Below are 12,776 nucleotides of genomic sequence, written 5' to 3'. Positions count from 1 at the left end.
AGATTGGGTGGGTAACGCCTAAATTATACAAACAGGTCATAAAGTAGCGTGCGTAGGAAAAGCCCACCAAAGTGGGCATTCAATGTTTATCTTAACTACAAACTGTAATGAAACCCTATAGCAAAGCCATCATCTTCAGTCTGTGACATTTGCGCTTCTTGTTCTGCGTCATCACTTGAAAAGTCGCTAAAATCTTTACGGACTTCCATGTATATAAGGTTTTGGTCGCCCATAAAATAATGAAAACCTAAAACAGCAAATTGACGTTTGAATACATCATTCGGATCAGCGTTGAAGTTTGGTTGGATAACGTAGTCATCTCCTGCATCATAGACGTTATAGGCAAGAAATGTTCGAATATTATTCTCGAAACGATAACTTAATATCGACTCAGAACCAATTGCCTCATTTATTAGTCGACCTAAATTATCAGTATCATGATTTTCATTTCTGTTGATATTTGCTGATGCATACCAACCAAGATTATCAAACTCTCCAAAGGTAACACTTGCACCATAAATTAAATCTGTGACTGATTGGTCGCGTCCTGTTGCATAAATAATATCAAATTGACCACGGTTTACACCGGCAGAAAATTTCAAATTGTCATTTAAATAATAGGTAAGGGCTGCGCCATACGTTGAGTTAAATTCTACTCTTTGTGCAGCACTATCAGTACCTTCATTCCAAAGTGCTTGGCAAGCAGTTCGTGAAATATCAACAATATCACAGGTATAAAAATCATCTGTCTTCAACTGTGCCTGAATAGCAATGTGTAGGTTACCGAAACTATTCCTATATTGTACTGTTTTATCTGACCGGCCAGTGCCGTTCACACCACCATCACCTTTGTTATAGGTATATACTCCAGCTGCATTACCATCCCACACTAAGCTGTAGTTAGTGTTGTAAACAACGTCATACCAAGTACTCCATTGCTTACCAAAGGTAATCTGACCATATTTATCGTGTTTTATGCCAACATAACCTAGGCGGTTATACAAAAATTCATCTTGTACAGTTTCAAAGCGGTTATTGTACACAATGTCATTACTGCCTACTGGGTTGATCCCCCATTCTAGTAGAGTAATTGCTTCCCAATCATTCTGCAGTTTACGGGTAAAATCAAAATTAATTCGTGAAACGCCATTAACAACTTCAGTTTCGCCTTGTGTAGCTATAACCCTAGCATTGATATAGCCACCAATTTTTACACTATTTTGATCATCTTTATATATTTCAATTGCATGTACACTTGAAATGCTAGTGACACTGGTGATGATTGTGAATAGAAGAGCTTTTTTCATATATATCCTTGCTTATAGCATTCCCTAAAGTCGAAAGATAACGAAAGCAATTGAATTATTAAAGCGGGGAAGGGGCTTTAACCGAAGAATAAATTAAAATATGAACTTTCTGAGAATAAATTATCCAAAATTGTGACTGGTATTTTTCAAGGATACTAATCAAAAATTGCTAAGCCTAAAAAATAGACACCTTCTGGCTAAGCGTTCTGAGCATGAGTTTAGTGTTTGGGGTTTCGGCACCTAAGCCATACAACAAGGTCATAAAATAGCAGTCGAGTAATATAGCTGCTTTTACTTTATTAAATTGCGGTTGGTCGGCAAAAACTAATGATTGAATTAGCTCCATGTGTTGTTGCTGGAATGATTGCGAAAATAATCGCTGGCTAAAGAGCACTTTATAAAAGCGGTGATGTAAACAATAAAACTGATAAAAATATTGTGCGTAATGATTAATCTTTAAGCGAGCAGGGCGATGTATATCGGTTTCTTTTGCGCGCTCTAACACATCATTAAATTTATCTTCGAGGCAGGCTTCTAAAATAGCCACTTTATCTACAAAATGATTAAACAAGGTGCCAACCGCTATGTTGCTTGCTGCTGAAATTTGCCGTGTAGAGGTATCGTTAAACCCTTGCTCAGTAAAGAGTCGCCAAGCCGCCTCTAAAATACGTTGGTGAGTATAGCCATGTTTGCTCATTTTTAACCTGCTGTTTTCATTTGGTTATTTTAAAAGTGAGCGTGCTCATATATATAAATGAGCACGCTCACTAAAGGTAGTCGTAAGTGTTGAGCTTGTAAAATTAGCCTGTGTATTTTATTAAACTTTCATGGCGTGCCAAGCGGCTTTAGTTTAAAATTGCACGCAGTTTCGTTTTTACTTTTTACCCGCTGGAGGGTACCGCTATCATTAGTACAGCTAATATCACCATGCAATTTGGTGCTAAACCTTTATTCGAAAATATCTCAGCAAAATTTGGCGATGGTAACCGTTACGGTTTAATCGGTGCGAATGGCTGTGGTAAATCAACCTTCATGAAAATCCTAAGTGGTGAACTAGAGCCATCTTCAGGTAATGTCAGCACAGATCCAAACGAGCGTATTGCTAAACTAAACCAAGACCAGTTTGCTTACGAAGAGTTTTCTGTAATCGACACAGTGATCATGGGTCATAAAGAGCTGTGGGAAGTAAAAAAAGAACGTGACCGTATTTACAGCTTACCTGAGATGAGCGAAGAAGACGGTATGCGTGTAGCAGACCTAGAAACTGAGTTTGCCGAAATGGATGGTTACTCAGCAGAAGCTAAAGCAGGTGAGTTACTAATTGGTGTAGGTATTGGCACAGAGCAACACTACGGCCCTATGTCTGAAATTGCACCAGGCTTTAAACTGCGTGTGTTACTTGCGCAGGTGCTGTTTTCTGATCCAGATATCATGCTACTCGATGAGCCTACCAATAACTTGGACATTTACACCATCAAGTGGCTAGAAGACGTACTAAACCAGCGTGACTGTACCATGATCATCATTTCGCACGACCGTCACTTCTTAAACTCAGTTTGTACACACATGGCCGACATCGATTACGGTGAGCTTCGTATTTACCCAGGTAATTACGATGAGTACATGTTTGCTGCAACGCAAGCTCGTGAGCGTCTACTAAGCGAAAATGCCAAGAAGAAAAGCCAAATTGCCGAACTTCAACAGTTCGTATCGCGTTTCTCTGCGAACGCTTCAAAAGCAAAGCAAGCCACATCACGTGCTAAACAAATTGATAAAATTCAGCTTGAAGAAGTTAAAGCTTCTTCTCGTCAAAGCCCGTTTATTCGTTTTGAGCAAGAAAAGCAATTATTCCGTAATGCCTTAGAGCTAACAAATTTAACACAAGGCTTTGAAGAAACATTATTCAGTGGCCTTGAAGGCCTAGTTGAAGTAGGCGAGCGCATTGCAATTATCGGTGAGAACGGTGTTGGTAAAACCACACTATTAAATACCCTTGCTGGTCGTTTAGCACCAAAACAAGGTGAATTTAAATGGTCTGATAACGCTAATATCGGTTATTACGCTCAAGACCATGCTGACGAGTTCGAACAAGACATGAACTTATTTGAGTGGATGGAACAATGGCAACAAGAAGGTGACGATGAACAAGTTGTTCGTAGTTTCTTAGGTCGTATGCTGTTTTCACAAAACGATATCAAAAAGTCAGTAAAAGTGATTTCAGGTGGTGAGCAAGGCCGTATGCTGTTTGGCAAAATTATGATGCATAAACCAAACATCTTATTAATGGATGAGCCAACCAACCACATGGATATGGAATCAATCGAAGCGCTTAACTTAGCACTTGAAGCATACGAAGGGACATTATTGTTCGTATCTCACGATAGACAATTTGTATCATCGCTTGCAAACCGTATTTGGGAAATCAAAGACGGCAAAGTTATCGACTTTAAAGGTACATACACTGAGTACCTAGCAAGCAAAGAAGCTTAATTAACTGATGAGTGATTAAAAGCCATGCATGTCATGGCTTTTTTGTGCTTCTAGAGTCGCATCTTGATGTGAGTTAGGGGATATACCCAAACCACATCAAGATACAGAATTCAGCGTTTCACAGGTGCTTAATATCAAGGCGTTACTTTGTAGAAATGGCAGTCCCTTTTAAGAAGTAACAACGATGAGAGTGAGTGCCTGTGAAGCGCCCAAAGGGTTGGTTTAAAAGCGATTTATACTGCGTTATCGATTTTAACAATAGAACCACTATTATTTGCAATCAATGCCTTGCCTAAATCGCTTTTAATTCCAACTGAAACTCGCATCTTGATGTGGTTTGGGTATATAATACCCGCCACAAAATAAGGACAAAAGTCCGCTTTTTAGAAAACTATTTAACTGAGGTGTATTTATGACTGTTGGCATTATTATGGGTTCCAAATCAGACTGGCCAACGATGGAACATGCGGCGTTAATGCTAGAAAAATTCGGCATTGAATACGAAACTAAAGTTGTTTCTGCTCACCGTACCCCTCAATTACTTGCTGACTATGCAAGTTCAGCTGCAGATCGCGGCATTAAAATTATTATCGCAGGCGCCGGTGGTGCTGCGCACTTACCAGGTATGGCTGCGGCGTTCACATCACTGCCAGTTTTAGGTGTACCAGTTAAGTCTAAAACACTAAATGGTGTTGATTCGTTATTATCTATCTGCCAAATGCCTAAAGGTGTTGCGGTAGGTACTCTTGCTATTGGTGAAGCAGGTGCTGCAAATGCTGGCCTTTTAGCGGCACAAATTTTAGGTTGCCAACAGCCTGAAATCTTCGCAAAAGTAGAAGCTTTCCGTAAAGAACAAACAGACACTATATTAGCTAACCCTAATCCTGCAGAGTAATATGAATATTCTAATTTTAGGTGCAGGTCAGTTAGCTCGCATGATGAGCTTAGCGGGTGCACCGCTTGATTTAAATGTTGTTGCCTACGATGTGGGTAGTGAAAAAATCATTCACCCATTAACTGGTGAAGTTCATAACAGCACATTACAACAAGCTATTGATAACGCAGACGCGATTACAGCAGAGTTTGAACACATTCCTGATGATGTACTTACACTCTGTTGTCAAAGCAATAAGTTTTATCCGGGTAAAGCGGCAATTAAAACAGGTGGCGATCGCGCACTTGAAAAAGCATTACTTGATAAAACAGATGTTGAATGTGCGCCTTACCAATTAATTACAGAAAAAGCGCACCTTATTGCTGCTGTAGAGCGTTTAGGCAAGCCACTTGTGATCAAAACTTGCCAAGCGGGTTACGATGGTAAAGGGCAATGGCGCTTAAAGTCTGATGATCAAATTGACCAAATCTGGTCAGAAATGGCAGATTTCATAGCATCAGGCACTGAAAGTGCGCCGCATTCTATTATCGCTGAAAAGATGATCCCATTTGACCGCGAAGTATCTATCATTGGTGCTCGCGACAAAGCGGGTAACACCGTTATTTATCCATTGACTGAAAACCAACACACCAATGGTGTACTTACGCTTTCAGTTGCGGGTAAAGAAAAAGCAGCAATTCAAGAACAAGCAGAGCTTGCATTTAACAAGTTAGCGCAAGAGCTTGATTATGTGGGTGTATTAGCAATTGAGTTTTTTGATGTACAAGGTACGTTATTAGTAAACGAAATAGCGCCACGGGTTCATAACTCAGGTCACTGGACACAACAGGGTACACACTGCTCACAGTTCGAAAACCACATGCGCGCTGTTGCAGGTCTACCATTAGGTAGTACAGAGTGTCTTCGCCCTACTGCTATGATCAACGTATTAGGTCAGCCTTCAATCCCACATTCAGTACTGGCAACGCAAGACGTTACTAGCCACTGGTATGGTAAAACGGCGAAACCGGGTCGTAAGATGGGTCATATCAATGTATCGGCCGATAACCTTCATCAATTAGGTGAGCGTTTAGCGGCACTGGCCGAAATCTTGCCAGAGCAAGACTACCCAGGTGTAGCTGATACCAGCACCCAACTTATTTTAAACTAATCAGTTTAAATTATTAAAAGCCGAGTTTATCTCGGCTTTTTAAGCGCTATTATTTATACGCAAACTTCGCTAATTTTGTACCTCTTGTCTCAAAGCACTTGCGTCAGGAACTTCTTGCTATAGACTAATATTTTTATATTAATATTAGTTCGTTATGTTACATCCTCGATTTAGAACAGTCGTATTTGCGTTCTTTATGGCGCTGTTTATGTCTGGATTTATGTCTTTAGTGATCAGCATTTTTAACGTTGGTTTAATCGATAACATTGCAAGCATTTCGCTTAAAGCATGGGCTTTTGCATTTTGTGTGGCATTTCCTACCGTTATTTTTGTTGCACCTGTGGTGCATAAGCTAACCAATAAACTTATCAGAGCGCCGTTGTGATAGCCGAACGCCCAAAGCAGTTTCTATTTATTGCACTATTTTTAGTATCAGCATTACCATTTGTTGGCTCTGCTACGGCACTTGTCGTCGGTGCTTTATTTGCCATGATATTAGGCAACCCGTTTGCAGCACAGTCACAAAAAATAAGTAAATGGATGCTAAAGTTGGCGGTGATTGGCTTAGGCTTTGCTGTTGATTTTAACCAAGTCATAGAAGTGGGGCGTAGCTCTATTGTGCTTACTATTGTCAGCATTACCGCTATTATTGGCCTTGGAGAAATTTTATCTCAGTTATTTAAGTTAAATAAAAACACCGGTGTACTTATTTCATTTGGTACCGCCATTTGTGGTGGTAGCGCCATTGCAGCAATGGCGCCGGTTATAAAGGCCAAAGATCACGAAGTAGCTATCTCACTCGCTGTAGTGTTTTTATTAAACGCCCTTGGCTTAGTGTTATTCCCAATGATTGGCCATTACTTTGGTCTGACTGAGCAACAATTTGGTGTTTGGGCTGCACTTGCTATTCACGACACCAGTAGTGTAGTGGGGGCTTCCGCTGCGTATGGGGCATCAGCCCTTGCTATTGCCACAACTATTAAACTAACCAGAGCGATGTGGATCATCCCTTATACAAGCATTGCGGGTGTGTTTTGGAAATCGGATGAAAAAGCCAGTATCCCATTGTTTATATTTGGTTTTTTAGCGGCGGCGCTAATTAACTCGAGCTTTCCTGAGTATCAAACACTGTGGCATGCACTTAATGTTGGTGCTAAACAAGTTTTAGTAATGACCTTATTTTTGATTGGTAGTGGTTTATCTATTTCAGTCTTAAAACAAGCGGGCATTAAACCTTTTATCATGGCGATGATCTTATGGATCATTGTCAGCAGTATTATTTTACTACTTATAGTAGACGGATTTATTTCATGAAAAACGCTTTATTAACTTCTTCAATAGCACTGGCTGTAGGCTTATTTGCTAACAATGTATCGGCTGCTGATTTACGTGTTGCTACCTTTAATGTGAGTATGGATGCAACTAACTACGCTAAAAAAGGCGAGGCGATCGATAAAGATGCTTTAAGCAAAGCATTAGCGAGCAACCACCAGCAAATTCGCAACATTGCCGAAATTATTCAGCGCGTAAGACCTGATGTAATTTTACTCAATGAGTTTGATTATATTCATGCCGACAAAGGCATTAACGTATTTCGTAAAAACTACCTGCAAGTATCGCAAAATAAGCAGGTTGCCATCGATTACCCGTATTACTTTATTGCAGCTGTTAACACTGGTTTACCTACTGAGTTTGACCTAGACAACGATGGTGTAAAGGGGCATTACAAAGGCGACGCACACGGCTTTGGCTTCTTTGAGGGGCATTATGCAATGGCCGTATTGTCGCGCTACCCAATCGATTTAGATAAAGCGCGTACATTACAAACATTCAAATACAAAGATATGCCAAATGCACAAATGCCCATTGACCCCAAAACAGGTAAGGACTGGTATTCAGCTGAAGAATGGCAAGCAATTCACCTTAGTTCTAAGTCTTTTTGGGATTTACCAATAGATGTAAAAGGCAAAACGTTTCATTTGCTTGCTTCGCACCCAACGCCGCCTGTTTTTGATGGTGACGAAGACCGTAACGGTAAGCGTAACCACGATGAAGTACGCCTAGTTGCTGATTACATCAACAATGCTAACTACATTTACGATGATAAAGGTCAAAAAGGTGGCTTAAAACCGAAAAGCCGCTTTGTTATTGTTGGTGATTTAAATGCTGCGCCAGAAGGGGGTAAGGCACGCCCGAATACCACGGACCAAATTTTAAAAAACCCATTAGTGAATACCTCTTTTACGCCAACAAGCAAAGGCGCTAAAGAATCGTATAAAGAAGATTACGCTAAAAACTATACCGCTTATTGGCAAGCTCGTGCTGATTACGTTTTACCATCAAATTATGGTATTGAGATAAACGATGGTGGCGTTTTTTGGCCACAGAAAAACTCTGAACTGTTCCGTTTAATTAAAGATCGTAACGCATCATCTGATCACCGTATGGTATGGCTTGATATCAGCTTAAAATAAGCTGTTATTAAACGGAAAACTTTGGCTGTTTATCCTATAAAAATTGCTATTTCATCAGTGCTTCTGCTTAAATAGGGCGAATTATAATAACCCGTAAGAAGCACTATGAAATTCAAAACCACTGCTAATAAAACGTTAGTGGCTCTCGCAGTCGCATCTAGCTTCATGCTAGCAGGTTGTCAATCAACCGCCTCAACGCCTTCTGAAGAACAAGTTACCAATGTAGCACCAGTTGTTGCTACTCCTGCTGATACAGGGTCAGCTGAAATCACGTTAGAGCAAGCAATGGCTCACCCTGATTGGTTAGGCCGTCAGCCTGAGCGTGCTTTCTGGAATGGTGATTCTAACAGCATCGTTTATGCACAAAAGCAACAAGGCAATGAGTTACGCGATTTATACGTTCAAGCGGTAAATAGCCAATCTGCATCACAATTAGCGTTAAACAAACTACACACTGTAGGCGCTAAAAACGCCGTTTATTCTGCAGATAAAAAGCAACAGGCTTATGCATTTGAAGGTAATATCTTCGTTAAAAACCTAAGCACTGGGCAAATTACACAAATCACTCACGATAGCGCACAGCAATCAAAACCACAGTTTTTAACTGATGGTAGCCTTGCATATCGCCAAGGTAATGCATTTTATAAAGTTGATTTAGCAACGGGTCGTCAAGTTGAATTAGTTAACTTGCACCTAGACGATGCACCTAAAGGTGTACAAGAGCCAGACACTTACATTGCAAAAGAGCAGCACAAACTAATAGATTACATTGCGCTGACGCACAAAAACAAAAAAGATCGTGAAGAGCGTAAAGCACAAATCAACGAGCAAAACGACAGCATTGCTAATGCACAGTTTTATTTAGGTAAAGGTAAGCGTTTAGCAGATGTACAGCTTTCACCAAATGGCCAAGCACTTGTTGCAGTAACCACAGAAAGCCGTTCATGGCGCGATGAAGGCGATATCATGCCTAATTACATTGCCGATGATGCACGCGTAAAAGCAGAAAAAGTACGCCGTCGTGTTGCCGATGAAAAACCAATCAGCTCAGACGTTGTTTACATCGACCTTAAATCAGGCGAGCAAACAACTCTGGCATTCGATACCTTACCAGGTTTTGATGAGGACGTACTTGCAGCTGTTAAGAAAGAAAACTACGCCCGTGATGGTAAAACTTATAAGTCTGAAAAAGCACCACGTGCTATCAATTTAATGATGGATTGGGGTTGGGACCAAAGTGCAATCCAATGGAACACAGATGGTTCACAAGTAGCTCTTATGCTTGAAGCATGGGACAACAAAGACCGTTGGTTAGCCACTGTTGATACACAAAACAATAAACTTGTTTCACAGCACCGTCTGCATGACGACGCGTGGGTTAACTATGCATACAATGATTTTGGCTGGTTGAACAACTCAGACACGCTTTACTACCTATCAGAAGAGTCTGGTTACAGCCACATTTATAAAAAGCCACTTAATGGTAAAGCAACGCAGCTTACTAAAGGCCAATTTGTTGTTTCTAACTTAACGTTAACGGCTGATAACTCAGCGATTTACTACAAAGCAAACGTTGAGCACCCAGGTCTTTACGAAATCTATCGTGTAAACCCTGCAAACGGTGAATCTGAGCAAGTAACAAACCTTGATGGTATGACTGATTACCAGTTAAGCCCTGATGAAAGCAAACTATTGCTAACTCACTCAAAAATTATGTCGCCGCCTGAGCTTTATGTTGCTGATGCAAAAGCAAACACCCAAGCAACTCAGTTAACGCATACAGTATCTGATGAGTTCTTAGCGAAGAAGTTAATCGCACCTAAGATCGTTGCTGTACCTTCAAGCCACACTGATCAGCCAATTTATGCAAAAGTATATTACCCAGCTGATTATAAAGAAGGCGAAACAGGTAAAAACCGTAAAGCGGTTATCTTTAACCACGGTGCAGGTTACCTACAAAACTCACACATGGGTTGGTCTGGTTACTTCCGTGAGTTTATGTTCCACTCACTATTGGCTTCAGAAGGCTACGTAGTAATGGACATGGACTACCGTGCATCGAAAGGTTACGGCCGTGATTGGCGTACAGCTATTTATCGTCAAATGGGTACGCCTGAGATCCAAGATTTAGCAGACGGCGTAAGCTGGATGGCAGACAACGCAAACGTAGATACACAAGCTGTAGGAACTTATGGTGGTTCTTATGGTGGTTTCATGACGTTTATGGCGCTATTCACACAACCTGATTTATTCAAAGCAGGTGCTGCACTTCGTCCGGTAACTGATTGGGCTCACTACAATGGTCCTTATACGTCTAACATCTTAAACCACCCAGATGTTGACCCAATTGCTTATGAAAAGAGCTCACCAATTTACTTTGCTGAAGGTCTTAAGAGCCATTTATTAATTAATGCGCCTATGGTTGATGACAATGTATTCTTCCAAGACTCAGTACGCTTAGTACAGCGCTTAATTGAACTTGAAAAGGAAAACTTTGAAACAGCTATCTTCCCAGTTGAGCCACATGGTTTTGTACAACCATCAAGCTGGCTAGATGAATACCGCCGTATTCATAAGCTATTTAAAGAAACGCTTTAACATTTAGAACAATTTAGAACTGACTAAAAAGCAGCCTTGATATTCAGGGCTGCTTTTTTTGTTTTTAATAGCAATTGATATTTACCATTAGATATTAGTATTTAACTTGTTTTGCCATAAATAATATCTTTATGTTTCTCGCTAATTAAACCCCGAAATCCATCACTCACTAAATTAGGCTGCTTTGTGTCGTTCATCGAATCTCGCTTCTGATTGCTTACAAGATATTCATTACCGTTGCCTTGCATTGAGCCCTGTTCTAGGTGAGTAATTTAATTACCTGTAACCCTTAGTAATATTGTTCAGAGACCTAGCAATATTATGAAACCAGCTAGTTATGTTAATTTAATAGCAAATGACACAAATGCTTTTAAAAATGAGCTACATCGACCATTAGTATGGCAACATAAATTTGCACGCGCCGTTTGAATGGAATAAGTTGAGTGATATGCCAATAAAACTTTACCTTTAGTAAATCCATATTGGTTTATGTAAAAATTAGCTTTATTCAAGTAATACGCCTACAAGTGCTCTTGATAACACTTAGCCTTTTGTTAAAGGTTGTTTAGGTCGCGCAACTACGGAAGCTGAGAACTATGAGCCAAAACAATTTGATGAAATTAGTAGAGTCGAAAGTTGCATTAACTCTGAGTTTAAAGCAGAGAGACCTTGTTATTCGATAGGTCCAAATGGTACCGATTGTCAAGAGTACAGTGATAGTTTAGCGGATAAATGTTTAAGATTATGTCAGGTGAAATAGTATGAATCTAAAAAAAATCCAGATATTGAAATTAGTATGGATAACCTGTTTTACTTTAGTCATTCTTTCTGTTTTAGAATCTGTTCAATATGTAAGCCAAACTCACGAGTTAGGAGTGTTCATACTAGTTTTACTTGGAATTTTAAGTTTTCCATTAGGTCCGTTTTTATTGTATCTAGTTACAGCTTTACCAACTATAGATTATCAAAGCAGTTTTGGTTTAGAAGTGTTTGTTATTAGTATCTGTTGCTTTATCGGTGGATATTTTCAGTGGTTTATAATTTTACCGAAAATTATTAATAAATATTGGAATTAGCTATTAATTTAAAGCCTCTCTAACCGAGGCTTTTGATTAGAATAATACAAATGGAAATAGGATGAAGCTAGTCTATTACTATCTAAGTTCAATTTGATAGATCTAAACCAATTTAGTGTACCACTATAGCAGTGATTATGATCCGGACTTGAGGAGATACATTCAGTCTGCCCCAATTTGTTTAGCGAAAATATATACTCGACCATTAAACTGATTAGTAAAGTTTAGAACTAATGGTGCATCTAATATGAATTTAGGTGTTTTCCACGAACAAATTTTGTATAAGGATGGAACAAATAGTGGCTTTTATTTTGCAGATCCTGATACGAGTGGATATTCATGCAAGGATAAAGAATACGATGATGCATTAATGAAGAAAGCAGAGGAACGAGCAAAAATCTCATTTGATATGAAAAACTATAATGTGATAACTAACAACTGTCAGGACTATGTTGATGAGGTTATTAACCAGTATTATAACGTATTAGCAGACCAAAATAGGCATGAACGATGAGATTCAAGTTGGTTTTATTAATATTGATTTTTGTTCTAGTTCTTATGCCGCCATTAAATATTTATGCTAAGTGGCATTTAAAAACATTCTCAGGTGGATTTATTTATACGCTTTTAAATTTGACTTATGTTCCCGATGATTATTATCCCGAATTCAGATAATAAGTGCACCACTCATGGTTAAACGGTGAGAAGAGATCAACTGCCTGTTGGTGGTACTCTGTAATCGCCAAAAAACAAGAGTAGATACCATGAGTTACAAGCAGTTGATCG

At 39.5% G+C, this 12,776-nt stretch carries 11 protein-coding genes; 9 read left to right on the top strand and 2 right to left on the bottom strand.

Going from position 1 to position 12,776, the window contains the following annotated elements; translation table 11 throughout:
* Positions 1 to 95: 95 nt before the first annotated feature.
* Both ABMY41_RS11535 and ABMY41_RS11530 read right to left on the bottom strand, forming a co-directional pair.
* Positions 96 to 1,307 carry a porin gene (locus tag ABMY41_RS11535; protein ID WP_349274694.1) on the bottom strand — a complete coding sequence of 404 codons (1,212 nt, stop codon included), beginning with the start codon at positions 1,305 to 1,307 and terminating at the stop codon, positions 96 to 98.
* Positions 1,308 to 1,482: 175 nt separating this feature from the next.
* Positions 1,483 to 2,004, bottom strand: a complete 522-nt coding sequence (locus ABMY41_RS11530) for a TetR/AcrR family transcriptional regulator (RefSeq protein WP_289096666.1) — start codon at positions 2,002 to 2,004, stop codon at positions 1,483 to 1,485.
* 206 nt (positions 2,005 to 2,210) lie between these two features.
* Between ABMY41_RS11530 and ABMY41_RS11525 the strand changes: the two genes are divergently transcribed.
* The 9 genes from ABMY41_RS11525 to ABMY41_RS11485 all read left to right on the top strand — a co-directional run bounded on the left by ABMY41_RS11525 (position 2,211) and on the right by ABMY41_RS11485 (position 12,504).
* Positions 2,211 to 3,797, top strand: coding sequence for an ABC-F family ATPase (locus ABMY41_RS11525; RefSeq protein ID WP_082401562.1), 1,587 nt, complete (start codon positions 2,211 to 2,213; stop codon positions 3,795 to 3,797).
* 412 nt (positions 3,798 to 4,209) lie between these two features.
* Positions 4,210 to 4,692: a 5-(carboxyamino)imidazole ribonucleotide mutase gene (purE, locus tag ABMY41_RS11520; protein ID WP_054553887.1), complete on the top strand. Its 483-nt coding sequence runs from the start codon at positions 4,210 to 4,212 to the stop codon at positions 4,690 to 4,692.
* A 1-nt stretch (position 4,693) separates the two neighbouring features.
* On the top strand, positions 4,694 to 5,842 hold the full coding sequence (locus ABMY41_RS11515) for a 5-(carboxyamino)imidazole ribonucleotide synthase (protein WP_175078301.1): 1,149 nt from the start codon (positions 4,694 to 4,696) through the stop codon (positions 5,840 to 5,842).
* Between the two features lie 154 nt (positions 5,843 to 5,996).
* Positions 5,997 to 6,227: a DUF2798 domain-containing protein gene (locus tag ABMY41_RS11510; RefSeq protein WP_349274693.1), complete on the top strand. Its 231-nt coding sequence runs from the start codon at positions 5,997 to 5,999 to the stop codon at positions 6,225 to 6,227.
* On the top strand, positions 6,224 to 7,156 hold the full coding sequence (locus ABMY41_RS11505; protein WP_054561457.1) for a putative sulfate exporter family transporter: 933 nt from the start codon (positions 6,224 to 6,226) through the stop codon (positions 7,154 to 7,156). The genes ABMY41_RS11510 and ABMY41_RS11505 overlap by 4 nt, the downstream gene beginning before the upstream one ends.
* Complete coding sequence (locus ABMY41_RS11500) at positions 7,153 to 8,316, top strand: endonuclease/exonuclease/phosphatase family protein (protein ID WP_349274692.1); 1,164 nt, start codon at positions 7,153 to 7,155, stop codon at positions 8,314 to 8,316. The genes ABMY41_RS11505 and ABMY41_RS11500 overlap by 4 nt, the downstream gene beginning before the upstream one ends.
* 105 nt (positions 8,317 to 8,421) lie before the next feature.
* Entirely contained in the window at positions 8,422 to 10,914 is a 2,493-nt protein-coding gene (locus ABMY41_RS11495; protein ID WP_062565354.1) for a prolyl oligopeptidase family serine peptidase, read from the top strand.
* Positions 10,915 to 11,675: 761 nt separating this feature from the next.
* Entirely contained in the window at positions 11,676 to 11,990 is a 315-nt protein-coding gene (locus ABMY41_RS11490; RefSeq protein ID WP_349274691.1) for a hypothetical protein, read from the top strand.
* 247 nt (positions 11,991 to 12,237) lie between these two features.
* The gene (locus ABMY41_RS11485) at positions 12,238 to 12,504 is read left to right on the top strand and encodes a DUF778 domain-containing protein (protein ID WP_349274690.1); all 267 of its coding nucleotides are present in this window, start codon (positions 12,238 to 12,240) and stop codon (positions 12,502 to 12,504) included.
* Positions 12,505 to 12,776: the final 272 nt, after the last annotated feature.

The organism is Pseudoalteromonas sp. BZA4 (assembly GCF_040104395.1).
GTDB lineage: Bacteria > Pseudomonadota > Gammaproteobacteria > Enterobacterales > Alteromonadaceae > Pseudoalteromonas.
This window is presented reverse-complemented; position numbering and strand designations above follow the sequence as displayed.

Excerpts from the sequence above, each read along its gene's own strand:
- ABMY41_RS11535 (WP_349274694.1), bottom strand. The coding sequence starts at position 1,307 with ATGAAAAAAGCTCTTCTATTCACAATCATCACCAGTGTCACTAGCATT.
- ABMY41_RS11530 (WP_289096666.1), bottom strand. The coding sequence starts at position 2,004 with ATGAGCAAACATGGCTATACTCACCAACGTATTTTAGAGGCGGCTTGG.
- purE (WP_054553887.1), top strand. The coding sequence starts at position 4,210 with ATGACTGTTGGCATTATTATGGGTTCCAAATCAGACTGGCCAACGATG.
- ABMY41_RS11515 (WP_175078301.1), top strand. The coding sequence starts at position 4,694 with ATGAATATTCTAATTTTAGGTGCAGGTCAGTTAGCTCGCATGATGAGC.
- ABMY41_RS11510 (WP_349274693.1), top strand. The coding sequence starts at position 5,997 with ATGTTACATCCTCGATTTAGAACAGTCGTATTTGCGTTCTTTATGGCG.
- ABMY41_RS11500 (WP_349274692.1), top strand. The coding sequence starts at position 7,153 with ATGAAAAACGCTTTATTAACTTCTTCAATAGCACTGGCTGTAGGCTTA.
- ABMY41_RS11495 (WP_062565354.1), top strand. The coding sequence starts at position 8,422 with ATGAAATTCAAAACCACTGCTAATAAAACGTTAGTGGCTCTCGCAGTC.
- ABMY41_RS11490 (WP_349274691.1), top strand. The coding sequence starts at position 11,676 with ATGAATCTAAAAAAAATCCAGATATTGAAATTAGTATGGATAACCTGT.
- ABMY41_RS11485 (WP_349274690.1), top strand. The coding sequence starts at position 12,238 with ATGAATTTAGGTGTTTTCCACGAACAAATTTTGTATAAGGATGGAACA.